Origin of the sequence: Streptomyces sp. NPDC020801 (genome assembly GCF_044334385.1) — a bacterium.
Classification (GTDB): Bacteria; Actinomycetota; Actinomycetes; order Streptomycetales; family Streptomycetaceae; genus Streptomyces.
In genome coordinates this window covers 84,166-108,597 of record NZ_JBIRST010000004.1, presented here as the reverse complement: position 1 = coordinate 108,597, position 24,432 = coordinate 84,166, and the positions used below count along the sequence as shown (strand labels likewise).

Genomic DNA, 24,432 nt, shown 5'->3' with positions numbered 1-24,432 from the left:
CCGGGATTGCTGGAATAATCGCTGCATGGCTGCAACACCCCGGGGGACGACCCCCGTACCCCCGGACGCACGTCCGCGGCTGACCGTGCTCTCCGGCCCCTCCGGGGTCGGCAAGAGCACGGTCGTCGCCCATATGCGCAAGGAACACCCCGAGGTCTGGCTCTCGGTGTCGGCGACGACCCGCAAGCCCCGCCCCGGCGAGCGGCATGGTGTCCACTACTTCTTCGTCACCGACGAGGAGATGGACAAGCTGATCGCCAACGGCGAGCTGCTGGAGTGGGCCGAGTTCGCCGGCAACCGGTACGGCACGCCGCGTGTCGCCGTGCTGGAGCACCTCGAGGCGGGGGTGCCGGTCCTGCTGGAGATCGATCTCCAGGGTGCCCGGCAGGTCCGTGACACCATGCCGGAGGGCCGGCTGGTGTTCCTGGCTCCGCCCTCCTGGGAGGAGCTGGTGCGCAGGCTCACCGGGCGGGGTACCGAGCCGCCCGAGGTGATCGAGCGCCGTCTGCAGGCGGCGAAGGTCGAACTGGCGGCCGAGCCGGAGTTCGACGAGACCCTGGTCAACACCTCCGTCGAGGACGTGGCGCGCGAGCTGCTAGCCTTGATGGACGTTGTGTGATCGTGACGGTCACCGTGATGATCACACCGACTGCATCTTTCCCATCCATCGGAAGGTAGAGCGTGTCCTCTTCCATCTCCGCGCCCGAGGGCATCATCAACCCGCCGATCGACGAGCTCCTCGAGGCCACCGACTCGAAGTACAGCCTCGTGATCTACGCGGCCAAGCGGGCCCGCCAGATCAACGCGTACTACTCGCAGCTCGGCGAGGGCCTCCTCGAGTACGTCGGTCCGCTCGTCGACACCCACGTCCACGAGAAGCCGCTCTCCATCGCCCTGCGCGAGATCAACGCAGGTCTGCTGACGTCCGAGGCCATCGAGGGCCCCGGGCAGTGAGCCCCGGCGGCGAGTCGCCCGCGATTCGTCGTATCTGCAGACCGCAGTAGGTTTTTCCACAGGCCCGGCAGCGCGACTGCCGGGCCTGTGGTGTGTCATAGAACGGGTACGCCGACGAGCCGAGGCGTACGGGTGTCGAGTGCGGGGAGGCCCGGTGAGCAAGCCCAAGGTCGTTCTGGGGGTCAGTGGCGGCATCGCCGCGTACAAGGCGTGCGAGCTGCTGCGCCGGCTGACCGAGTCCGGGCATGACGTCCGGGTGGTGCCGACCGCGTCCGCCCTGCACTTCGTCGGCGCCGCCACCTGGTCCGCCCTGTCCGGCAACCCGGTCTCCACCGAGGTCTGGGACGACGTGCACGAGGTGCCGCACGTCCGCATCGGCCAGCACGCCGATCTGGTGGTCGTGGCCCCGGCCACCGCCGACATGCTCGCCAGGGCGGCCCACGGCCTCGCCGACGACCTGCTGACCAACACCCTGCTCACCGCCCGCTGCCCGGTGGTCTTCGCCCCGGCCATGCACACGGAGATGTGGGAGCACCCGGCCACCCAGGAGAACGTGGCGACGCTGCGGCGCCGCGGCGCCGTCGTCGTCGAACCGGCCGTCGGCCGTCTGACCGGCGTCGACACCGGCAGGGGCCGACTGCCCGACCCGGCGGAGATCTTCGAGGTGTGCCGCCGCGTCCTCGCCCGGGGTGTCACCGAGCCGGACCTCGCCGGGCGGCACGTCGTCGTCAGCGCCGGCGGCACCCGCGAACCGCTCGACCCCGTCCGCTTCCTCGGCAACCGCTCCTCAGGCAAGCAGGGCTACGCCCTGGCGCGGACGGCGGCCGCACGCGGCGCCAGGGTCACGCTGATCGCCGCCAACACCGGGCTGCCGGACCCCGCGGGTGTGGACGTCGTCCCGGTCGGGACGGCCGTACAACTGCGCGAGGCGGTGCTGAAGGCGGCCGCGGACGCCGACGCGGTGGTCATGGCCGCCGCCGTCGCCGACTTCCGCCCCGCGGCCTACGCCACCGGGAAGATCAAGAAGAAGGACGACCAGGAACCCGAGCCCGTCGCGCTGGTACGCAATCCGGACATTCTTGCGGAGATGTCGGCCGACCGGGCGCGGTCCGGACAGGTGATCGTGGGTTTCGCCGCCGAGACCGACGACGTGCTCGCCAACGGGCGCCGGAAGCTGTCGCGCAAGGGCTGTGACCTCCTTGTGGTGAACGAGGTGGGGGAGCGCAAGACCTTCGGCTCCGAGGAGAACGAGGCGGTCGTACTGGGCGCCGACGGCAGCGAAACGCCCGTCCCGCACGGGCCGAAGGAGGCCCTGGCCGAAATCGTGTGGGACCTGGTGGCCGCACGGCTGGACTGAGGGTTTCATTCGGTCCACGGCTCACGCGAACCTCGCACTTTGGCGCGTGGCGGCTCTGGCCAAGGCCGCCGGGCATTGGGCAGAATGCCCGTGCCGCAGGTCACAGCGCTCCCGAGAGGCGAGACGGGTGGGCCGGTGGTCGAGCGCGACCGATAAACTGTTCTCGGACGACGCCGGGCGCAGCCCCCCGTGGCGTCCGCCAATGATCAGCCAGCAGCCGCTGCAACCCCAGGGAGCGTTGTGTCCCGTCGCCTGTTCACCTCGGAGTCCGTGACCGAGGGCCACCCCGACAAGATCGCTGACCAGATCAGTGACGCCATTCTCGACGCACTCCTGCGCGAGGACCCGACCTCCCGGGTCGCCGTGGAGACGTTGATCACCACCGGCCTGGTGCACGTGGCCGGTGAGGTCACGACCAAGAGCTACGCGGACATCGCGACCCTGGTCCGCAACACGATCCTCGAGATCGGCTACGACTCGTCCAAGAAGGGCTTCGACGGCGCCTCCTGCGGCGTGTCCGTCTCGATCGGCGCGCAGTCCCCGGACATCGCACAGGGTGTCGACACGGCGTGGGAGTCCCGGGTCGAGCGTGCAGCCGCAGGTGGGGAACTCGACGAGCTGGACCGGCAGGGCGCCGGTGACCAGGGCCTGATGTTCGGTTACGCCTCCGACGAGACGCCGACCCTGATGCCGCTGCCGATCTTCCTGGCGCACCGCCTGTCCAAGCGGCTCTCGGACGTGCGCAAGAACGGCACGATCCCCTACCTGCGCCCCGACGGCAAGACGCAGGTCACCATCGAGTACGACGGCGACAAGGCGGTCCGCCTGGACACGGTCGTCGTCTCCTCGCAGCACGCCAGCGACATCGACCTGGAGTCGCTGCTGGCGCCCGACATCCGTGAGTTCGTCGTGGAGCCGGAGCTGAAGGCCCTGCTGGACGACGGCATCAAGCTGGAGACCGAGGGCTACCGCCTGCTGGTCAACCCCACCGGCCGGTTCGAGATCGGCGGCCCGATGGGTGACGCCGGCCTGACCGGCCGCAAGATCATCATCGACACCTACGGCGGAATGGCCCGCCACGGCGGCGGCGCCTTCTCCGGCAAGGACCCGTCCAAGGTGGACCGCTCGGCGGCGTACGCGATGCGCTGGGTCGCGAAGAACGTCGTGGCGGCGGGCCTGGCCGCCCGCTGCGAGGTCCAGGTCGCCTACGCGATCGGCAAGGCCGAGCCGGTGGGCCTGTTCGTGGAGACCTTCGGCACCCACAAGGTGGAGCCCGAGAAGATCGAGAAGGCGATCGACCAGGTCTTCGACCTCCGTCCGGCCGCCATCATCCGCGACCTCGACCTGCTCCGCCCGATCTACGCCCAGACCGCCGCCTACGGCCACTTCGGCCGTGAGCTGCCCGACTTCACCTGGGAGCGCACCGACCGCGTGGACGCCCTGCGCGAGGCCGTGGGCCTGTAGGTCACCGTGTGAGGCTCTCGCCGAGGCCCGGTCCCCCCGCTGGGGGCCGGGCCTCGGCGCATTGCCGGGAGAACCTGCCGCGGGCTGGGAGCAGGCGGTCGGGGGCAGGCCGGGTTCCTCGCCGCCGTCTGTCAGTGGCATTTGGTAAGAATGCAAGCGTGAGCAGCGAGAACGGGCCGGGGGACGGCGGGGCCGAACGGGCCGCGCCGGAACAGCTCGCGCTCATCCGGGAGAGCGTGCGCAAGGCCAAGGAGCCCCGGGCCAAGCCGCGGACCTGGCGGGGCGCGGCGGTTGCCAAGGAGCTGCCCGTGGCGCGGGTGCTCGTGGACAAGGGCGTGCTGCACCTCGACCGGTACTTCGACTACGCCGTGCCCGAGGAGCTGGACGAGCAGGCGCGGCCCGGGGTGCGGGTGCGGGTGCGGTTCGGGGCCGGCCGGCACCGGGTGCGGGACGGGCGCCGTGAGGGCGGCGGGCTCATCGACGGTTTCCTCATCGAGCGGCGGGCCGAGTCGGACTACTCCGGGCCACTGGCGGCGCTGGCCCAGGTCGTCTCGCCCGAGCCAGTGCTGAGCGAGGAGCTGCTGGGGCTCGCCAGGGCCGTGGCCGACCGGTACGCGGGGAGTCTCGCCGACGTCCTGCAACTGGCCGTGCCGCCGCGCAGCGCCCGGGCCGAGCAGCGCCCGTCGCCCGCGCCGCTGCCGTCGCCGGCGGCACCGGAGGCCGGTTCGTGGGCCCGCTACGAGCAGGGGGCGGCGTTCATCGAGTCGCTGGCCGCCGGGGGCGCGCCCAGGGCCGTGTGGAACGCATTGCCGGGGCCGCTGTGGAGCGAGGAGCTGGCCCGCGCCGTCGCCGCGACGCTCGCCTCGGGACGTGGCGCACTCGTCGTCGTCCCCGACGGGCGGGCCGCCGCCCGGGTCGACACGGCGCTGACCGCGGTGCTCGGCGAGGGGCGGCACGCCCTGCTGACCGCCGACGCCGGGCCCGAGAAACGGTACGGGCAGTGGCTCGCCGTACGCCGCGGCTCGGTGCGGGCGGTCGTCGGCACGCGGGCCGCCATGTTCGCGCCGGTGCGGGACCTCGGGCTCGTCGCCGTCTGGGACGACGGGGACGACAGTCACAGCGAGCAGCACGCACCGCAGCCCCACGCCCGGGACGTGCTGCTGCTGCGCGCTGCCCTGGACAAGTGCGGCTTCCTGCTGGGCGGTTGGAACTGCACGGTGGAGGCGGCGCAGCTCGTCGAGAGCGGCTGGGCGCGGCCCCTCGTGGCGGCCAGGGAACAGGTGCGGCGGGCCGCTCCGCTCGTCCGCACCGTGGGCGACGGGGATCTCGCGCGGGACGAGGCCGCCCGCGCCGCACGCCTGCCCTCGCTCGCCTGGCAGGCGGCCAGGGACGGGCTGCGGCACGGGCCGGTGCTGGTCCAGGTGCCCCGGCGGGGCTACGTGCCGCGGATGGCCTGCGCCCAGTGCCGGGCCCCCGCGCGCTGCCGGCACTGTGCGGGACCGCTGCAGGGGCAGGACGCCGGGATGCTGCGGTGCGGCTGGTGCGGGCGTGAGGAGGGCGCCTGGCACTGTCCGGAGTGCGGTGCCTTCCGGCTGCGGGCCCAGGTCGTCGGGGCCCGGCGGACCGCCGAGGAACTGGGGCGGGCGTTCCCCGCCGTACCGGTGCGCACCTCGGGACGCGAGCACGTGCTGGACACCGTGCCGGAAACTCCCGCCCTGGTGGTGAGCACACCGGGGGCCGAGCCGGTCGCCGAGGGCGGCTATGCGGCCGCCCTGCTGCTGGACGGCTGGGCCATGCTGGGGCGGCCCGACCTGCGGGCGGGCGAGGACGCCCTGCGGCGCTGGATCGGCGCCGCCGCGCTCGTCCGGCCGCAGGAGGCGGGCGGAACCGTCGTGGTCGTCGCCGAGCCGACGCTGCGGCCCGTGCAGGCACTCGTGCGCTGGGACCCCGTCGGCCATGCGGTGCGGGAACTGGCCGAGCGGGCGGAACTGGGGTTTCCGCCGGTGTCCCGCATGGCGGCGGTGTCGGCCCCGCCGGAGGCCCTCGCGGAGTTCCTCCGCGCGGTGGAACTGCCCCGGGAGGCCGAGGTGCTGGGCCCGGTCCCGCTGCCGGTCACACCGGCCGGACGCCCCAGGCGGTCGGGCGCGCCGCCCCCCGGGGAGCACTGGGACCGGGCCCTGATCCGCGTGCCGCCGGGCAGCGGAGCGTCCCTCGCCTCCGCCCTCAAGGCGGCCCAGGCGGCGCGGATGGCCCGGGGAACGGGCGACGCGGTATGGGTACGCATCGATCCGCCCGACATCGGCTGACGCGGGCGTGGCCGATCCGCCCGACATCGGCTGAGGCGGGCGTGGCCGGGCTGCCGCGGGCTCGCGGCGGCGGGCTCGGTGCCTGGGGCGCGGCGGCAGGCACGGGCGGGCTGGGGCGGTGGGCTCGGCTGATGGCCGTAGAGGCTGGTTGCCGGTGACCCGCGTGCGGGGGCGGGTCCGGATGCCTCGGCACGGCCGGACTCCGGGGCGTGCCCCAAGCGGCGCGGTTCCAATATCCATGGGTGCCGGGGTGCCGGGGTGCCGGGGTGCCGGGGTGCCGGGGTGCCGGGGTGCCGGGGTGCCGGGGTGCCGGGGTGCCGTGCCCTCGCGTCGGCCCGTGGGCCGGTGCTCCGGAGCCGTGCGGGGCGGGACTGTGGTGCCGTCCGTTGTCGGGGGCCCTGTGCCCGCGGGGTCCGGTGCCTGCCCCGGTCGGACGGGACCTTCCTCGGCTGTACTGCCCTCCGGTGACGGGCCGTTCGTGCGCGGGCGGCCGGCGAGAGCGACGTCCGGGCGCACCGGTGCCCTCCCTCGGCCGGGAGGGCACCGCGGTGGGACGGCGGGGTGGGATCAGCCGTTGCGCGGGCCCGGGAAGGCAGTGGAGATGGCCTCGTCGCGGAGGGACGGGCTGCCCGCGGTGGGCTGGGTCGGCATGGAGCGGGCCGCGGGGACCGTCGGTACCGCCGAAATGCCGGCGCCGACGTTGACCGTGCGGGTGCCCGAGGGCTCCGGGCCCCGCTCGGCCTCCGCGGCCGCCTGCGCTGCGGCGCGGCGTGCGCCGTAACGGCGGTGCACCGCCTGCTTGGTGACGCCGAGCGCCGACCCCACGGCGTCCCACGAGAAGCCGAGCGAGCGGTCGAAGTCCACGGCCGCCGTCACCAGGGTCTCGACGCTGTCCCGCAGTTCCTGCGCGAGACGGACCGTCGGAGCGGGGGCGCGTCCGTAGACGACGAAGCCCGTGGAGGGGCCGGAGCGGCGCGGGCGGTAGACGTTGCCCAGCTGGGCGGTGAGCGTGCGCAGTGCGTCCACCTGCCGGCGGACCCGCTCGATGTCCCGCACCAGCAAGTGCAGGCTGGCCCGGGCCTGGGCGTCGTGGGTTGCGTGGTCGGCCATGAACAAGCCTCTCGAACCGGCGTTGAAAGGAATTGGGCCGCTCGACGGCCCTTTGCGGTCAACTCTTTCTTGACCAACGCGCTTTCGCTCCGCTGGTCACGGTGTGGGGGCGTAAGGGCATTTGCGTACGCCCCCGCGCACGGGTGTGCGCTGCATGGCTCCCCTCCGGCGGGTTTTCCGTCCGTGGTCTTAGACTTGTGCGCTGCCTGCGTTCCCGCCCCGACCGAGAGGCCCGCACCCGCTCATGAAGCTCGTCTTCGCCGGTACCCCCGAGGTCGCCGTTCCCGCCCTGGACGCTCTGCTCGCCTCCGGGCGGCACGAGGTGGCCGCCGTCGTCACGCGGCCCGACGCGCCCGCCGGGCGCGGGCGCAGGCTGGTCGCGAGCCCGGTCGCCGAGCGGGCGGAGGAGGCCGGCATCGAGGTGCTCAAGCCCCTCAAGCCGCGGGATCCGGAGTTCCTGGAGCGGCTGACGCAGATCGCCCCGGACTGCTGCCCCGTCGTCGCCTACGGCGCCCTGCTGCCCCGGGCCGCCCTCGACATCCCCGCGCACGGCTGGGTCAACCTGCACTTCTCGCTGCTGCCCGCCTGGCGCGGCGCGGCACCCGTGCAGCACGCCCTCATGGCGGGCGACGAGATCACCGGTGCCTCCACCTTCCTCATCGAGGAGGGGCTCGACTCCGGTCCGGTCTACGGCACCGTCACCGAGGAGATCCGCCCCACCGACACCAGCGGCGATCTGCTCACCCGGCTCGCCTTCGCCGGCGCCGGACTGCTCGCCGCGACCATGGACGGCATCGAGGACGGCGGCCTGAAGGCCGTGCCGCAGCCGGCCGAGGGAGTCACCCTCGCGCCCAAGATCACCGTCGAGGACGCCAGGATCGACTGGACCACCCCCGCCCTGCGCGTGGACCGGGTGGTGCGCGGCTGCACCCCGGCCCCGGGTGCCTGGACGACGTTCCGCGGCGAGCGGCTGAAACTGATCCAGGCCGTGCCCGTGCCCGAGCGGACCGGCCTCGCCCCGGGCGCGCTCGCCGCCGGCAAGAGCAGTGTCCACGTCGGCACCGGCTCCTACGCCGTCGAGCTGCTGTGGGTGCAGGCCCAGGGCAAGAAGCCGATGCGGGCGGCGGACTGGGCGCGCGGCGTGCGCATCGCCGAGGGCGAGACACTCGGGGCCTGACCGGACGGCCCGTGGCGGGACGTAGGCTGGGTGCACCGCGCATGCACACGCGGCGCACCCAGACATCCGGAGCACCTTTTTCGTGAGCGACACCTCCCGTCGGCCCCGCAAGCCGGCCAAGCCCTACCGCCGGCCCCAGAAGGACCCCGTCCGCATCCTCGCCTTCGAGGCGCTGCGCGCCGTGGACGAGCGGGACGCCTACGCCAACCTCGTCCTGCCGCCGCTGCTGCGCAAGGCGCGCGAGAAGGGCGACTTCGACGGGCGGGACGCGGCACTGGCCACCGAGCTGGTGTACGGCACGCTGCGCCGGCAGGGGACCTACGACGCGATCCTCGCCGCCTGCGTGGACCGGCCGCTCAGGGAGGTCGACCCGCCGGTGCTCGACGTGCTGAGCCTCGGCGTCCACCAGCTGCTCGGGACGCGCATCCCCAGCCACGCGGCGGTCTCCGCCACCGTCGAGCTCGCCCGGGTGGTGCTCGGCGACGGGCGGGCCAAGTTCGTCAACGCCGTGCTGCGCAAGGTCGCCGGGAACGACCTCGACGGCTGGCTCGAGAAGGTCGCGCCGCCCTACGACGAGGACCCCGAGGACCACCTGGCCGTCGTCCACTCGCACCCGCGCTGGGTCGTCTCCGCCCTGTGGGACTCCCTCGGCGGCGGCCGCGCCGGCATCGAGGACCTGCTGGAGGCCGACAACGAGCGGCCCGAGGTGACCCTGGTCGCCCGGCCCGGGCGGGCCACCACCGAGGAACTGCTGCGCGAGGAGGCGGCGGTGCCGGGCCGCTGGTCGCCGTACGCGGTGCGGCTCACCGAGGGCGGCGAACCGGGTGCGGTGGACGCCGTGCGCGAGGGCCGGGCGGGAGTGCAGGACGAGGGCAGCCAGCTGGTCGCGCTCGCACTCGCCCACGCGCCCCTCGACGGGCCGGACGAGAAGTGGCTCGACGGCTGCGCCGGGCCCGGCGGCAAGGCGGCCCTGCTCGCCGCACTCGCCGCCGAGCGTGGCGCCGTGCTGCTCGCCTCCGAGAAGCAGCCCCACCGCGCCGGGCTGGTGGCCAGGGCGCTCGACGGCAACCCGGGCCCCTACCAGGTCATCGCCGCCGACGGCACCCGCCCGCCGTGGCGGCCCGGCAGCTTCGACCGCGTCCTCGTCGACGTGCCGTGCACCGGTCTGGGCGCCCTGCGCCGCCGCCCGGAGGCGCGCTGGCGCCGCCGCCCGGAGGACCTGGAGGGGTTCGCCCCGCTCCAGCGCGGCCTGCTGCGCACGGCCCTGGAGTCCGTGCGCGTCGGCGGTGTCGTCGGCTACGCCACCTGCTCGCCCCACCTCGCCGAGACCCGCGCTGTGGTCGCCGATGTGCTCAAGCAGTTCCCCGGGACCGAGCTGATCGACGCCCGCCCGCTCCTCCCGGGCGTCCCGGCTCTCGGTGACGGCCCCGACGTACAGCTGTGGCCGCACCTGCACGGCATCGACGCGATGTACCTGGCCCTCATCCGCCGGACCAGCTGACCGGGGTCCCACCTCGGGCCGGGCCGGTGGCGCTTGGGCCCGGCCCTACTCCGGTGACGCTTGGGCCGGGTCCTGCTTCCGCGTCTTCCGGCGCCAGCCGGGCATCAGGAAGTGGGCGGCCACCGCCAGCAGGAACGGCAGAAGGCTGACGGTCAGCATCGTGAGCCGCAACCCGTTGCTGAAGTCCAGTCCGAGGTTGAGGCCTGCGGCCTGCCGGAGCAGGTTCGGGTCGTACACGGCCGTGCCCGGGGGGCTCACTGCCATCTGGCTGCGCACGGCGTCCACGGCCTGCTGGGCCTTGGGCTCCGACAGACCGCGCGACGTGGCGTCGGCCAGCCACTCCTGGTGGAAGAAGAAGTTGAGGAGCAGTACATAGACGGTGGGCCCCAGCGCGGAGCCGGTCATGCAGCAGGCCGACTGTATGGAGGCCACCGTGCCGGAACGCCCGCGCGGTGCGTGGGAGAGGACCGTCTCGGAGACCGAGGTGGAGGTGATCGTCACCCCGAGGTTGCACAGCCAGGTGGCCAGCAGAAGCAGCCACAGCGCCATCGCCGGGCCGGCGGTGCCCGCCATCACCCAGGCGCTCGCCGTCAGCACCAGCAGGCCGGTGACCATCACCGGCCGCGGGGTGTACTGGCCCATCAGGTGCCCGGCCAGGATCACGGCCCCGGCGACCAGCCCGGTGCCGGGCAGGAAGAGCAGGCCGATGGTCTGCGGCGGCAGCGACAACACCGCCGCGCCGAACTGTCCCAGGGAGAAACTGAACCCCGCGCCCAGGAAGTTGAGTGTGAGGGCCGCCGCGAGGGCCACACTGAACGCGGGGACGCGGAACAGCGCCAGGTCCACGGCGGGTTCGGGGGCACGGCGCTCGTGGAGCACGAACAGCACCGCGGCGGTCAGACTGATCAGCAGGGGAACCCAGGTCTCGGGCCGGGCGACGCCGTTCTGCGCCGCGGCCATGCCGACGACGAGGGACAGCAGGGCCGCGCCGACCAGGAGCACGGCGGCCACGTCGAGCCGACGCCGCTCCTGGGCGGGGGGCCGGGGGACGTACCGGCCGTTGAGCCAGAGCGAGAGCAGGCACAGCACCGGGGAGATCAGGAACATCGACCGCCAGCCGACGACCTCCACCAACCAGCCGGCGAACGCGGGAGTCACTCCGCACAGGAGCATCTCGATGGCCATGAAGACACCGAGGGCACCCGGCCGCTTCTCCGGCGTCACCGAGACCTTCAGCAGGGCCAGCGACACGCCCAGCAGCCCGGTCAGCCCCAGTCCGTCCAGGAAGCGCATCGCCAGCAGGAAGCCGTAGCCGGGGGAGAGCGTGGAGAGCAGGTTCGCGACCGTGACGACGACGAGTCCCAGCATCAGCAGCCGCTTGAGCCCGAAGGCGTCCCCGACATTGCCCGCGGCCAGGACGGCGGCGGCCACCACCAGCGTCGCCGCCCCGCTCAGCAGCCCGACGAGATTCGGCGGCACGTGCAGGGCCCGGCTCACCTCCGTCAGGTTCAGGCTGAGCACCAGCGGGTCGACGACCGTGACCGTGAAGGCCAGCGAGAGCCCGAGGACGATCGGCAGGTTCCTTGCTCCGGACCTCGTCGGGGCCGCCGGCACCGCAACACCTCCCGTGGCCCCCCTGCGGATCGTCTGCCGGTCGACCATAGAACGACCGCCTCGGGCCATCGCGCTTTTCCGGGCCGACGCGCACGCGGTGACGGCGTTCGGGTCGGCCGGGGCTCGACGCCCACCGGGCGCCGCACACCCGGAGCCGGGTACCGGCGCGAACAACCGTGCCCCGGCATGGCAGGCTTGGGTCATGGCCGTGCAGATCAACCCCAGCATCCTGTCCGCCGACTTCGCGCGCCTCGCCGAGGAGACGAAGGCGGTCGAGGGGGCCGACTGGCTCCATGTCGACGTCATGGACAACCATTTCGTCCCCAACCTCACGCTCGGTGTGCCGGTCGTAGAATCCCTGGCCCGGGCGACGGACACGCCGCTGGACTGCCATCTGATGATCGAGGACGCCGACCGGTGGGCCCCGCAGTACGTCGAAGCGGGTGCCTCCTCGGTCACCTTCCACGTCGAGGCCGCCGCCGCTCCCGTGCGGCTCGCCCGCGAGATCCGCGCCAAGGGTGCCCGGGCCTCGATGGCGCTCAAGCCCGCCACCCCGATCGAGCCCTACGAGGACCTGCTCTCCGAGCTCGACATGCTCCTGATCATGACGGTGGAGCCGGGTTTCGGCGGGCAGGCGTTCCTCGACATCATGCTGCCCAAGATCCGCCGCACCAGGGAGCTCATCAGCAAGCACGGCCTGCAGCTGTGGCTCCAGGTCGACGGCGGGGTGTCGGCCTCGACGATCGAGCAGTGCGCGGACGCCGGGGCCGACGTCTTCGTCGCCGGCTCCGCGGTGTACGGCGCGGACGACCCGGCCGAGGCGGTACGTGCATTGCGCACGCAGGCGGAGGCGGCCACCGCCAAGGCGTCGTGGGGGTGCAACCACTGAGCCACAGCTACGTGAACGGCTCTCATCAGGGCTGATCAAGTGCGCCGGATCTGCGAGGATGAACGGCGAATCCAGAGTGTGAACAGCAGTGAGGAGATCGCCGTGTCGGGTATGTCGGCGGGCCGGTCAGCAGTGCGGATGGGACCCGCTGAGCTGGTGCAGGCGGCGGCCATGGCCCGCCGCTTCTACCTCGAGGGCAAATCCAAGATCCAGATCGCCGAGGAGTTCGGCGTCAGCCGCTTCAAGGTGGCCCGGGTCCTGGAGACCGCCCTCGAACGGGATCTCGTACGCATCGAGATCCGTGTGCCGGCCGAACTGGACGCCGAGCGCTCCGACGCGCTCCGCGCCCGCTACGGCCTCAGGCACGCCGTCGTGGTCGAGTCCCCGGCCGAGGCCGAGGAGACGCCCGACCCCGAGAACCTCGGCGAGGTCGCCGCCGACCTGCTCGGCGAGCTCGTCAACGAAGGGGACGTCCTCGGCCTGGCCTGGGGCCGGTCCACCATCCACATGGCGGCGGCCCTGGACCGGCTGCCCCCGTGCACGGTGGTGCAGCTGACCGGGGTGTACGACGCCGGGACCTCCGAGCGCGGCTCGGTGGAGGCCGTGCGCCGTGCCGCCCAGGTCTCCGGAGGCGACGCCCACCCCATCTACGCGCCGATGCTGCTGCCGGACGCGGCCACCGCTGCGGCGCTGCGCCACCAGACCGGGATCGCCCGCGCCTTCGAGTACTTCGACAAGGTCACGGTCGCCTGCGTGTCCATCGGATCCTGGGAGCCCGGTATCTCCACGGTGCACGACATGCTCAGCGAGGAGGAGCGAGCCCACTACGCCTCCCTCGGCGTCGCCGCCGAGATGGCCGCGCACCTCTTCGACGCCGAGGGCCGCCGGGTCGGCCGGGACCTCGGGGAGCGGTGCATCACGGTCAAGGCCGACCAGCTGCGCCGTATCCCGGAGGTCGTGGCGATCGCCGGCGGGCAGCGCAAGGCATCGGCCATCGACGCGGTGCTGCGGTCCGGACTGGTCACCAGCCTGGTGACGGACACCTCGGCCGCGGACTACCTGATGGCGGCCGGGCCCACCCCGAAGCCCGCCCTCAACCGGGCGGACCCGGACGGGCGCTGACCTCACCATCGGGCCCGGACGGGCACTGACATCGGCCCGGACGGGCCCGGCCCCGGACTGCGAGGGGGCGGCCGTGGGAGCATCGGCGCATGCTGCTGCGGTCCGTCCCCCGTGTGCTCACCGGGCTCCTCGTCGCGCTCGCCGTCCTGCTGACGGGCTGTTCGGCCCCCGGGAGGACGGCCTCCGGTGCCGCCACCCCCTCGTGGGCCCACGGCATGGCCGCCGTCCAGGCGTCCCGGCTGCCCGCCGAGGCCCGGCACACCCTCGACCTCGTCGACCGCGGCGGCCCCTTCCCGTACCACCAGGACGGCGCCGTGTTCGGCAACTTCGAGGGACGGCTGCCCCGGCAGCCGCGCGGCTACTACCACGAGTACACGGTGCGCACGCCCGGGTCGCGCGACCGTGGGGCCCGGCGCATCGTCACCGGGCGCGGCGGGGAGATCTACTACACCGATGATCACTACACCTCGTTCCGGGCGGTGCTGAGATGAGCGAAGACCTGGCGGGCCGGTTCGTGGTCACCCTGGACCTCGACGGCGTCACGGACAAGGCGGCCCTGATGGACCGCGCCGTCCGGGACCTCGCGCTGCCCGGCTGGTTCGGCCGCAACTGGGACGCGCTGGCCGACTCCCTCGGCGACCGGACCGTATGGCCCGGGGCAGCCGCCGAGCAGGGGCTGCTGGTCGTCGTACGGGGCTGGCGGGGGTACGCCGAGGCGAACCCCGGGGAGTGGCGGACCGCACAGGACGTGTTCGCCGAGGCTGCGGACCGCACCCCCGCGCTCACCGTCGCGCTGAGCCTTGGAGGTTCCTCCTAGGGGGGCCCTGACCAGCCTGGATGTATTGACGGGGCATGGCAGGGGGGAGGGCATGGGAGAATGAAGTACGTGCTCTTTCCCCCTGGCACACCTGTCCGGGGGTCACCTCGATCGACTGGGATGTGCAGCACGTGCGTTTCCTCAATGACATCCAGCCCGCGTACGACCTGACGTACGACGACGTCTTCATGGTGCCGAGCCGCAGTGCGGTCGGCTCGCGTCAGGGCGTGGACCTCAGCTCCCCGGACGGCACGGGCACCACGATCCCGCTGGTCGTCGCCAACATGACCGCGATCGCCGGCCGTCGCATGGCGGAGACCGTGGCCCGCCGTGGCGGCCTGGTGGTCATACCCCAGGACATCCCGATCGACGTCGTCACCGACGTGATCTCCTGGGTGAAGAGCCGCCACCACGTCCTCGACACCCCGATCGTGCTGGCCCCGCACCAGACGGTCGCCGACGCCCTCTCCCTGCTGCCCAAGCGCGCGCACAACGCGGGTGTGGTCGTCGACGACGACCACCGGCCCGTCGGTGTCGTCACCGACCGCGACCTGACCGGCGTCGACCGCTTCACCCAGCTCGAAGTGGTCATGAGCAAGGACCTGCTCCTGCTCGACGCCGGCATCGACCCGCGCGAGGCCTTCAACACCCTCGACGCGGCCAACCGCCGCTACGCGCCCGCCGTCGACAAGGACGGCAGGCTGGCGGGCATCCTCACCCGCAAGGGCGCGCTGCGCGCCACGCTCTACACCCCCGCCACCGACGTGCGGGGCAGGCTGCGCATCGCCGCCGCCGTGGGCATCAACGGCGATGTGGCGGGCAAGGCCGAGCAGCTCCTCGCCGCGGGTGTCGACACGCTGGTCATCGACACCGCGCACGGCCACCAGGAGTCGATGATCAGCGCCATCAAGCTGGTCCGCGACCTCGATCCGCGGGTCCCGATCGCCGCGGGCAACATCGTCTCCGCGGAGGGCGTCAAGGACCTGATCGACGCGGGCGCGGACATCGTCAAGGTCGGTGTCGGCCCCGGCGCCATGTGCACCACCCGCATGATGACCGGTGTCGGCCGTCCCCAGTTCTCCGCCATCCTGGAGTGCGCGGCCGAGGCGAAGAAGTACGGCAAGCACGTGTGGGCCGACGGCGGTGTCCGCCACCCGCGCGACGTGGCGATGGCCCTCGCGGCCGGCGCGTCCAACGTGATGATCGGCTCCTGGTTCGCGGGCACCTACGAGTCGCCGGGCGACCTCCAGCAGGACGCGAACGGCCGCCTGTACAAGGAGTCGTTCGGCATGGCCTCCGCGCGCGCGGTGCGCAACCGCACCTCGGAGGAGTCCGCCTACGACCGTGCCCGCAAGGCGCTGTTCGAGGAGGGCATCTCCACCTCCCGCATGTTCCTCGACCCGGGCCGCCCGGGCGTCGAGGACCTCATCGACTCGATCATCGCGGGCGTCCGTTCCTCCTGCACCTACGCCGGCGCCGGCTCCCTGGAGGAGTTCGCGGAGAAGGCCGTCGTGGGCATCCAGAGCGCGGCCGGCTACGCCGAGGGCAAGCCGCTGCACGCCAGCTGGAGCTGACCCGCCGACACCCGCAAGGTCGGGCCAAGTCCCTTGCTCACGGCCCCTGTTGTCCCGGTGACGGGAGAGCGGGGGCCGTCGGCTTCCGCCGGCTCGCACCGACCCTGTCCGGGCGGTCCCGCCGGTCCCGTGCGCAACGGTCGAAAGGCCCCGCGCAACGAAACACCCCCGCAACCGCCGGGAACGCAATGATCTTGTGGAGATGCGCAAGGTTGCTGCATTACGCCCGTGAACCGCCGCCTCATAGGGTGCTGCGCTGTACGAGGCGTGCGGGGACCCCGCTCGGTGGGTTCCCGTGGGACGGGGCGCACTGGTCACCGCCGCCCAGACCCGCAGCGACGAAGGAGCCGCGCGTGCTCGACCAAGGCGCACCCCCGCAGAACCGAACAGCCACGGTCCCCCTGTCCGCCGGCGCGCGACTGATGCGCCGTAAGCCCGTGGAACGCCTGGTCGCGGAGGGTGGTCAGGGGGAGGGAGGGAGTCTGCGGCGGTCTCTGGGCCTGTGGCAGCTCACCATGATCAGCATCGGTGCGACGCTCGGCACCGGCATCTTCGTGGTTCTCGGCGAGGCCGTCCCCAAGGCCGGTCCCGCCGTCACGCTCTCCTTCGTGATCGCCGGTCTCACGGCCCTCTTCTCGGCCCTGTCCTACGCCGAGCTGGCCGGCACCATCCCGGTGTCCGGGTCCTCGTACTCGTACGCATACGCAACGATGGGTGAGCTGGTCGCCTGGGTCTGCGGCTGGTGTCTGGTGCTGGAGTACGGCGTGTCGGTGGCCGCCGTGGCCGTCGGCTGGGGCGAGTACCTCAACGAGCTGCTCAAGGGCACCATCGGGGTCACCATCCCGGCCGCCCTGTCGGCCCCGCCCGGCGACGGGGGCGTCTTCAACCTGCCGGCGCTGATCGTCGTACTGCTGGCGATGGTGTTCCTGATGGGCGGGGCCAAGGAGTCCGCGCGCGCCAACACGGTCATGGTCTGCGTGAAGATCGCCGCGCTGGTGCTCTTCTGCGCCATCGGCGTCCAGGGCTTCCGCTCCGGCAACTACTCCCACTTCATGCCGCTCGGCATGAGCGGGGTCAGCGCCGCGGGTGCCACGCTCTTCTTCTCGTACATCGGCTTCGACGCCGCCTCGACGGCCGGCGAGGAGGCCAAGAACGCCCAGCGCGACCTGCCCCGCGCGATCATGCTGTCGCTGGTCATCGTCACCGCGCTGTACGTCCTCGTCGCGGCCGTCGCCGTCGGCGCCAAGCCCTGGCAGAACTTCAACGACTCCGAGGCCGCGCTCGCCCAGATCATGCGCGACGTCACCGGCCAGAACTTCTGGGGCACACTGCTGGCGTTCTGCGCGGTGATCGCCATCGCCAGCGTGGTCCTGACCGTGCTGTACGGCCAGACCCGCATCCTGTTCGCGATGTCCCGCGACGGGCTGGTGCCCAAGGTGTTCTCCCGCGTCCACCCGAAGACCGGCGCGCCCCGCGCCAACACGGTGATCGTCTCCCTGTTCTGCGGGGTGCTGGCCGCCGCGATCCCGCTGGGTCAGCTCGCCGACGCCACCAGCATCGGCACCCTCTTCGCCTTCGCGCTGGTCAATGTGGCCGTCGTGGTGCTGCGCCGGACCCGCCCGGCCATGCACCGCACCTTCCGGGTGCCGCTGTCGCCGGTGCTGCCCGCGGTGGGCTTCCTCTTCTGCGTCTGGATGATGGGCAGCCTGTCGGCCGTCACCTGGCTGGTCTTCGGAGTCTGGATGGCGGTCGGGCTCGTGTTCTACTTCGTGTACGGCTACCGCCGGTCCCGTCTGGCCTCATCGTCCGAACCATCCGAGAAGTGATCCACCCACTGTGCTGAACGATCTCGACGAACGCATCGTGCACGCCCTCGCCGAGGACGCCCGCCGCTCCTATGCGGACATCGGGCAGTTGGTCGGCCTGTCCGCGCCGGCCGTGAAGCGGCGCGTGGACCGGCTCCGTGCCACCGGCGCCATCACCGGCTTCACCGTCCGGGTCGATCCGGCGGCGCTCGGCTGGGAGACCGAGGGGTACGTCGAGATCTACTGCCGGCGCAACACCTCGCCGGAGACCATCCAGCGGGGCCTGGAGCGCTACCAGGAGGTCGTGTCCGCCTCCACCGTCACCGGTGAGGCGGACGCGATCGCCCAGGTCTTCGCCGCCGACATGCGGCACTTCGAGCGGGTCCTGGAACGCATCGCCGGGGAGCCGTTCGTGGAGCGGACGAAGTCCGTGCTGGTGCTGTCGCCGCTGCTGCGGCGGTTCTCCTCCGGCGCGCCCCACTGAGCCGCCCCAGCCGAACCGCCCCAGCCGAACCGCCGCGCCCGAACCGCCTCACTCGGACCGGCTCACCCGAACCGCCCGACCCGAAGCCTCCTCAGCCGGCGGCGGGGCCTCCTCGGGCCGGTCGTTCCGGGCTGGGCCTTACTCCAGGTAACCATTGCGGTACCGGTGTGTCGTCCCGTACGTTGTGCCGACATTCTACTGACTGGTAACACCGACAGGTAAAAGCATGCGCTGGCCCATCGGCCGTCCCACCACGGTCCGCGCCCGGATCGTGGCCCTCGCGCTCGCTCCGGTGATCGCGCTGATGGTGCTGTGGAGCTTCGCCATGGTCTCGGTCACCGGGGACCTGCGCGCGCTGATCCGCCTCCAGGGTGTCTACGAGGACTTCGGTACCCCCGTCGACACTGCGATCGGGCAGATCCAGATCGAACGCCGGCTCGCCACCGCCTACCTGGGCGGCGGCCCGCGCACCGACGCCGCCGTCGACCTGCTGGAGCAGCAGCGCCGTACCGACAGCGCCGTCCGCGCCATGCGCGACGCGATCCGCGACGGGGACCGCGGCCGGCTCACCGTCCGCCAGCGGCAGGTCCTCGGCACCGTGCTGAGCGCCGCCGACCGGCTGGAGGGGCTGCGCGAGCGTGTGCTCGCCCGGCGCATCTCCTGGGACCGGGCGGTCACCGAGTACGACGCCCTGGTGGAGCCCGGCTTCGAGGTGCAGTCCTCGCTCACCTCCCTGCAGGCCGGACAGCTCGCCCGGGAGGCGCAGGTCGTCGTCGAGCTGGTGCGGGTACGCGAGTTCGTCTCGCGCGAGGACGCGCTCGTCGCCGGGGCGCGCGCGGCCGGCACCCTCACCGCCCGCCAGTACACCATGCTCACCACCACGATCGAGGACCGCAGGGTCTTCGAGCGGACCTACGTGCCCGCGCTGCCCGCCGACTCGCGGGCGCTGTTCGAACAGTTCCAGCGCGATGATGTGCACCAGGCGCTCACCGGGGGAGAGGACGCGCTGCTGCGGGGCGGCGCGGTGGGCGCGGGGCGGGCGGTCGCCGCCGGCTCCTGGCGCACCACCACCGACCGGGCCGTCAAGCGCTACATGCAGCTGTGCACACGGTCGGCCGAGAACTCGGCCGCGCGAGGGCGCGCCTTCGCCTACCGGGAGCTGACCAGGGCCGCCGTCGTCGGGGTGCTCGGACTCGCCGCCGTGGGGCTGTCGCTGTGGTTCGCGGTGCGCGGCGCCCGCCGCATCTCGCGCCGCCTGGAGACCCTGCGGGACGCCGCCGACCTGCTGACCACCCGCCAGCTGCCTGACGTGATGGCGAGGTTGAGCGCCGGCGAGGAGGTGGACGCGGCCGCCGAGGCGCCACCGCTCGCCGACGCCGGACCGGGCCCCGACGAGATCGGCCAGGTCGGCCGGTCCTTCAACGCCGCCCGGCTCGCCGCCGTCGAGGCCGCCGTCAAGCAGGCCGGCCTGCGCCGCGGCCTGTTCGCCGTGCTGCTCAACATCGCCCGGCGCAGCCAGGCGCTCGTGCACCGCCAGCTGAAGCTGGTCGATACCCTGGAGCGGCGCACCGACGACCCGGACGTCCTGCGGGAGCTGTTCCGCATCGACCACCTGACCACCCGCATGCGCCGCCACGCCGAAAGTCTGATCATCCTCTCCGGTGCCGCTCCGGGCCGCAGATGGCGGCGGCCTGTCCCGGTGGCCGACGTCGTGTCCTCCGCGGTCGGCGAGATCGAGGACTACGCGCGCGTGGAGGTGCCGCCGATGCCGCGGGCCGGCATCGCCGCCGACGCCGTCGCCGACGTCGCGCACCTGATCGCCGAACTCCTGGAGAACGCCACGGTGTTCTCACCGCCGCACACCCGTGTCACCCTGCGCACCGGCCACGCACGGGGCGGATTCGTGCTGGAGATCGACGACCGGGGCCTCGGCCTCGACCCCGACCAGCTCGAGGACGCCCACCGCACCCTCACCCGCCCCGACGACTTCGACCCCACCCGGCACGACCGGCTCGGTCTGTACGTCGTCGGCCGGCTCGCCGCCCGGCACGGCATCGAGGTCACCCTGACCCGGTCGCCGTACGGCGGTACGACGGCGGTGGTGCTGCTTCCGGCGGCAGTGCTCGCGCAGGTGGAGCCCGAGCCCGAGCCGTTCATGGAGGAAACCGAGCCGTCCGCGGGGAAGCTGGATGCCCCGGTGCGGGCGGTGGCTCTCCCGGAGGCCGGGACGGCGCCGGTGCGGGCACTTCCGTCCCGCAGGGCGACGACGGCCCCGGCCCCGAGCCAGGACACACCCGGGGCGCCCGCGCCCGCCACGCCGGCCACGCTGCCCACCCGCGTCCGCCAGAAGTCCCTCGCCCCCGAACTGCGCACTGAGGCCGCCGCCGACGGGCCCCCGGCGCGTGAGATCAGCGCCGAGGAGATGCGGGCCGTCTTCGGTGCCTTCCAGCGCGGGCTCGACCGCGGGCGCAGGGGCGTGCCCACGGACACCGATCCGACGGACACCGGCCCGTCAGGCACCGGTCCGACGGACACCGGTCCCGCGGAAACCGGCCGCACCCCGCCCGCCCCCACGCAGCGAACCGACACCGAGGAAGGGACGGACGCCGACGATGGTCCGTGACGAGAACCCCGAGGCCCGCACCGAGGAGGCCCAGCAGCCCGGCACCGGCCTCGGCTGGCTGCTCGACGACCTCGTGGCCAGGACCGACCACGTCCGCCAGGCGGTGCTGCTCACCGCGGACGGACTCCCGCTGAGCTGCTCCGAGGGCATGCGCAGGCGGGACATCGAACACCTCGCCGCCGTCTGCTCCGGCTTCCACGGCCTGGCCCGCTCGGCGGGTGAGCGCTTCGCGGCCGGCCGGGTGCGGCAGACCATGGTGATGCTCGACGACGCCTACCTCTTCATCACCCCTGCGGGCGACGGCAGCCGCCTCGCCGTGCTCAGCGACGCACGGACCGACGTCGGGCAGCTGGCCCACGAGATGGCCCTGCTGGTGCGCCGGGTCGGCCGGCACATGAACACCGCCGCACGCTCGGGGCCGGACCCCGCCGCGCCCTGAATCCGCCGTGACCGACGACCACTGGTACGAGGACGAGACCGGGGCGATGGTGCGGCCCTACACCGTCACGCGCGGCCGCACCCGCCCTTCGGACCGGCACGCCATCGACCTGATGTCCCAGGTCACCGCTCTGCACCCGGACGAGGGCCGGCCGGGCGTCGACCACGCCCGCGCGTCCCTGCTGGACCTCGTGCGACGTGGTCCCCGGCCGGTCGTCGAGCTCGCCGCCGACGCCGACCTGCCGCTGACGGTGGTCCGGGTGCTGCTCGGCGACCTCGCCGAGGCCGGTCTCGTCCGCATCGACCCGCCCCTGCGCGTGCTGCCGCACGGCCCCACGGCCGACCCGGAACTGCTTCGGGAGATCGTGGAGCGACTGCGCGAGCTGTGAGCCCCGAAGGGGCCGGCGAGGACGCGCAACGAATCGCCGCATCGCTCGTCGCGCACGCAACGATCCGCTCACCGCCGCGCAACGGCTCCCGCTTGTCCGCCCGAGCCCGCCGACCGTACCGTCTAAGCAACCCCAAAGACCCCCGTACCGGTGAGGATCACGCATGCGCACCGCCCTGCTCCAGAGCTCCGGCCGCCCCGGTTCCGTCGCCGAGAACCTCAAGGTCCTCGACGCCGCCGCGGGCCGGGCCGCCGCTGCGGGCGCCGGGCTGCTCGTGGCGCCGGAGATGTTCCTGACCGGGTACGCGATCGGCGACGACATCGCCCGCCTCGCCGAGCCGGCCGACGGCCGCTCGGCGGACGCGATCGCCGAGCTCGCCGCCCGGCACGGCCTGGCGGTCGCCTACGGCTACCCGGAGCGGGACGGCGAGACCGTCTTCAACTCCGCGCAGCTGATCTCCGCCGACGGTACGCGCCTGGCCAACTACCGCAAGACCCACCTCTTCGGCTGCTTCGAGCACGACCACTTCACGCCCGGCGACCGGCCGGTCGTCCAGGCCGAGCTGAACGGCCTGACCGTCGGCATCATGATCTGCTACGACGTGGAGTTCCCGGAGAACGTGCGCGCCCACGCCCTCGCCGGCACCGACCTCCTCGTCGTCCCCACGGCGCAGATGCACCCGTTCCAGTTCGTCGCCGAGTCCCTGGTGCCGGTGCGTGCCTGGGAGAACCAGATGTACGTGGCGTACGTCAACCGGGCAGGGCAGGAAGGCGAGTTCGAGTTCGTCGGGCTGTCCACTCTCGCCGGGCCCGACGGGGTCGCCCGCACCCGCGCCGGCCGCGCCGAGGAACTGGTCCTCGCCGACGCCGACCCCGCCTTCCTCGCCGCCTCGCGCGAGGCCAACCCGTATCTGAAGGACCGCCGCCCCGGCCTGTACGGGTCCCTCGTCTGACCTGTTCCTGATCCTCCCGAGCCCCGCCTGCTCCCTCCCCTGCCGTCTTCCTGCCTCTACCTGCCTGATCCTCTCTCCTCCCCTCCCCGTTCAGCTTTCCGCGCAAGGAGTCAGTAGCCCATGACGTCCACGGTGCCCAACGCCGTCGAGCACGCCGACGAGCATCAGCAGCCGCCGATCACCATGTTCGGCCCGGACTTCCCGTACGGGTACGACGACTTCCTCTCCCACCCCGCGGGCCTGGGTCAGATCCCCGCGACCGAGCACGGCGCCGAGGTCGCCGTCATCGGCGGCGGTCTGTCCGGCATCGTCGCCGCCTACGAACTGATGAAGATGGGCCTCAAGCCGGTCGTCTACGAGGCCGACCAGATCGGCGGGCGGCTGCGCACCGTCGGCTTCGAGGGCTGTGACGAGTCGCTGACCGCGGAGATGGGCGCCATGCGCTTCCCGCCCTCCTCCACCGCCCTGCAGCACTACATCGACCTGGTGGGCCTGGAAACCCGGCCCTTCCCCAACCCCCTGGCCGAGGCGACCCCGTCGACCGTCGTCGACCTCAAGGGCGAGTCGCACTACGCCGAGACGATCGACGACCTGCCGCAGGTCTACCGGGACGTCGCGAACGCCTGGAACAAGTGCCTGGAGGAGGGCGCCGACTTCTCCGACATGAACCGCGCCATGCGCGAGCGGGACGTACCCCGCATCCGCGAGATCTGGGCCAGGCTCGTCGAGAAGCTCGACAACCAGACCTTCTACGGCTTCCTCTGCGACTCCGAGGCCTTCAAGTCCTTCCGGCACCGCGAGATCTTCGGCCAGGTCGGCTTCGGCACCGGCGGCTGGGACACCGACTTCCCGAACTCCATCCTGGAGATCCTGCGCGTCGTCTACACCGAGGCCGACGACCACCACCGCGGCATCGTCGGCGGCTCGCAGCAGTTGCCGCTCCGGCTCTGGGAGCGCGAGCCGGAGAAGATCGTCCACTGGCCGTACGGCACCTCGCTGAAGTCCCTGCACGTGGACGGCGAACCCCGCCCGGCCGTCACCCGGCTGCACCGCACCGCGGGCAACCGGATCACGGTGACGGACGCCGCCGGCGACATCCGCACCTACCGGACGGCGATCTTCACCGCCCAGTCCTGGATGCTGCTGTCCAAGATCCAGTGCGACGACGGGCTCTTCCCGATCGACCACTGGACGGCCATCGAGCGCACCCACTACATGGAGTCCAGCAAGCTCTTCGTCCCGGTCGACCGGCCCTTCTGGCTGGACAAGGCCGTCGACGAGAGCGGAAATCCGACCGGCCGGGACGTCATGTCGATGACGCTCACCGACCGCATGACCCGCGGCACCTACCTCCTGGACGACGGCCCGGACAAGCCCGCCGTGATCTGCCTGTCGTACACCTGGTGCGACGACAGCCTGAAGTGGCTGCCGCTGTCCGCGAGCGAGCGGATGGAGGTCATGCTGAAGTCACTGTCGGAGATCTATCCGGACGTCGACATCCGCAAGCACATCATCGGCAACCCGGTGACCGTCTCCTGGGAGAACGAGCCCTACTTCATGGGCGCGTTCAAGGCCAACCTGCCCGGCCACTACCGCTACCAGCGGCGCCTGTTCACGCACTTCATGCAGGACCGGCTGCCCGAGGACAAGCGGGGCATCTTCCTCGCCGGCGACGACATCTCCTGGACGGCCGGCTGGGCCGAGGGCGCCGTCCAGACCGCGCTGAACGCGGTCTGGGGCGTCATGCACCACCTCGGCGGACAGACCGACGCGGCCAACCCCGGCCCGGGCGACGTCTACGACGAGATCGCGCCGGTCGAACTCCCCGAGGACTGAGGCGAGTCGGGCGCGGGCGG

Annotated in this window: 21 protein-coding genes; 19 read left to right on the top strand and 2 right to left on the bottom strand. The window is 72.7% G+C overall.

The annotated features are described in order from the left end of the window. Positions 1-25: 25 nt before the first annotated feature. The 5 genes from gmk (at position 26) to ACH4UM_RS10230 (ending at position 6,081) form a co-directional block, all read left to right on the top strand. A complete protein-coding gene (gene gmk, locus ACH4UM_RS10250) occupies positions 26-619 on the top strand; it encodes a guanylate kinase (RefSeq protein WP_398176108.1) in 594 nt (197 codons plus the stop codon). Between the two features lie 62 nt (positions 620-681). Next, positions 682-954 (top strand): DNA-directed RNA polymerase subunit omega, encoded by a 273-nt coding sequence (rpoZ, locus tag ACH4UM_RS10245; protein WP_030577387.1) that lies wholly within the window; start codon positions 682-684, stop codon positions 952-954. 154 nt (positions 955-1,108) lie between these two features. Further along, positions 1,109-2,311 carry a bifunctional phosphopantothenoylcysteine decarboxylase/phosphopantothenate--cysteine ligase CoaBC gene (gene coaBC / locus ACH4UM_RS10240; RefSeq protein ID WP_398176107.1) on the top strand — a complete coding sequence of 401 codons (1,203 nt, stop codon included), beginning with the start codon at positions 1,109-1,111 and terminating at the stop codon, positions 2,309-2,311. A 240-nt stretch (positions 2,312-2,551) separates the two neighbouring features. Continuing rightward, on the top strand, positions 2,552-3,775 hold the full coding sequence (gene metK / locus ACH4UM_RS10235; RefSeq protein ID WP_398176106.1) for a methionine adenosyltransferase: 1,224 nt from the start codon (positions 2,552-2,554) through the stop codon (positions 3,773-3,775). Positions 3,776-3,933: 158 nt separating this feature from the next. Further along, the gene (locus ACH4UM_RS10230; protein WP_398176105.1) at positions 3,934-6,081 is read left to right on the top strand and encodes a primosomal protein N'; all 2,148 of its coding nucleotides are present in this window, start codon (positions 3,934-3,936) and stop codon (positions 6,079-6,081) included. 567 nt (positions 6,082-6,648) lie between these two features. Here ACH4UM_RS10230 and ACH4UM_RS10225 read toward each other — a convergent pair. After that, entirely contained in the window at positions 6,649-7,191 is a 543-nt protein-coding gene (locus tag ACH4UM_RS10225) for a hypothetical protein (RefSeq protein WP_398176103.1), read from the bottom strand. Between the two features lie 244 nt (positions 7,192-7,435). Here ACH4UM_RS10225 and fmt point away from each other — a divergent pair, with 244 nt between their 5' ends. Together fmt and ACH4UM_RS10215 are read left to right on the top strand one after the other, a co-directional pair. After that, positions 7,436-8,368, top strand: coding sequence for a methionyl-tRNA formyltransferase (fmt, locus tag ACH4UM_RS10220; protein WP_398176101.1), 933 nt, complete (start codon positions 7,436-7,438; stop codon positions 8,366-8,368). An 82-nt stretch (positions 8,369-8,450) separates the two neighbouring features. Then, positions 8,451-9,869, top strand: a complete 1,419-nt coding sequence (locus ACH4UM_RS10215) for an RsmB/NOP family class I SAM-dependent RNA methyltransferase (RefSeq protein ID WP_398176099.1) — start codon at positions 8,451-8,453, stop codon at positions 9,867-9,869. A 45-nt stretch (positions 9,870-9,914) separates the two neighbouring features. On the opposite strand, the gene ACH4UM_RS10210 is transcribed toward ACH4UM_RS10215, so the two are convergent. Next, positions 9,915-11,483 (bottom strand): MFS transporter, encoded by a 1,569-nt coding sequence (locus ACH4UM_RS10210; protein ID WP_398176097.1) that lies wholly within the window; start codon positions 11,481-11,483, stop codon positions 9,915-9,917. Between the two features lie 202 nt (positions 11,484-11,685). Between ACH4UM_RS10210 and rpe the strand changes: the two genes are divergently transcribed. From rpe to ACH4UM_RS10150, 12 genes are all read left to right on the top strand, one after another. Beyond that, positions 11,686-12,372 carry a ribulose-phosphate 3-epimerase gene (rpe, locus tag ACH4UM_RS10205; RefSeq protein WP_398176095.1) on the top strand — a complete coding sequence of 229 codons (687 nt, stop codon included), beginning with the start codon at positions 11,686-11,688 and terminating at the stop codon, positions 12,370-12,372. 78 nt (positions 12,373-12,450) lie between these two features. Then, complete coding sequence (locus ACH4UM_RS10200) at positions 12,451-13,494, top strand: sugar-binding transcriptional regulator (protein WP_398176093.1); 1,044 nt, start codon at positions 12,451-12,453, stop codon at positions 13,492-13,494. 89 nt (positions 13,495-13,583) lie between these two features. After that, positions 13,584-13,985, top strand: a complete 402-nt coding sequence (locus ACH4UM_RS10195) for a ribonuclease domain-containing protein (protein ID WP_398176091.1) — start codon at positions 13,584-13,586, stop codon at positions 13,983-13,985. Next, positions 13,982-14,311, top strand: a complete 330-nt coding sequence (locus tag ACH4UM_RS10190; RefSeq protein WP_398176089.1) for a barstar family protein — start codon at positions 13,982-13,984, stop codon at positions 14,309-14,311. The genes ACH4UM_RS10195 and ACH4UM_RS10190 overlap by 4 nt, the downstream gene beginning before the upstream one ends. 131 nt (positions 14,312-14,442) lie before the next feature. Continuing rightward, entirely contained in the window at positions 14,443-15,885 is a 1,443-nt protein-coding gene (locus ACH4UM_RS10185) for a GuaB1 family IMP dehydrogenase-related protein (protein WP_398176087.1), read from the top strand. Between the two features lie 353 nt (positions 15,886-16,238). Next, positions 16,239-17,711, top strand: coding sequence for an amino acid permease (locus ACH4UM_RS10180; protein WP_398176085.1), 1,473 nt, complete (start codon positions 16,239-16,241; stop codon positions 17,709-17,711). Positions 17,712-17,721: 10 nt separating this feature from the next. Continuing rightward, complete coding sequence (locus ACH4UM_RS10175) at positions 17,722-18,174, top strand: Lrp/AsnC family transcriptional regulator (protein ID WP_398176083.1); 453 nt, start codon at positions 17,722-17,724, stop codon at positions 18,172-18,174. 226 nt (positions 18,175-18,400) lie between these two features. Further along, positions 18,401-20,797: a nitrate- and nitrite sensing domain-containing protein gene (locus ACH4UM_RS10170; RefSeq protein WP_398176081.1), complete on the top strand. Its 2,397-nt coding sequence runs from the start codon at positions 18,401-18,403 to the stop codon at positions 20,795-20,797. After that, positions 20,787-21,236, top strand: coding sequence for a roadblock/LC7 domain-containing protein (locus tag ACH4UM_RS10165; RefSeq protein WP_398176079.1), 450 nt, complete (start codon positions 20,787-20,789; stop codon positions 21,234-21,236). The genes ACH4UM_RS10170 and ACH4UM_RS10165 overlap by 11 nt, the downstream gene beginning before the upstream one ends. A gap of 7 nt (positions 21,237-21,243) precedes the next feature. Next, on the top strand, positions 21,244-21,624 hold the full coding sequence (locus tag ACH4UM_RS10160; protein ID WP_398176077.1) for a DUF742 domain-containing protein: 381 nt from the start codon (positions 21,244-21,246) through the stop codon (positions 21,622-21,624). Positions 21,625-21,787: 163 nt separating this feature from the next. Continuing rightward, positions 21,788-22,576, top strand: coding sequence for a carbon-nitrogen hydrolase family protein (locus ACH4UM_RS10155; RefSeq protein ID WP_398176075.1), 789 nt, complete (start codon positions 21,788-21,790; stop codon positions 22,574-22,576). A 120-nt stretch (positions 22,577-22,696) separates the two neighbouring features. Next, positions 22,697-24,412 carry a flavin monoamine oxidase family protein gene (locus tag ACH4UM_RS10150; RefSeq protein ID WP_398176073.1) on the top strand — a complete coding sequence of 572 codons (1,716 nt, stop codon included), beginning with the start codon at positions 22,697-22,699 and terminating at the stop codon, positions 24,410-24,412. Positions 24,413-24,432: the final 20 nt, after the last annotated feature.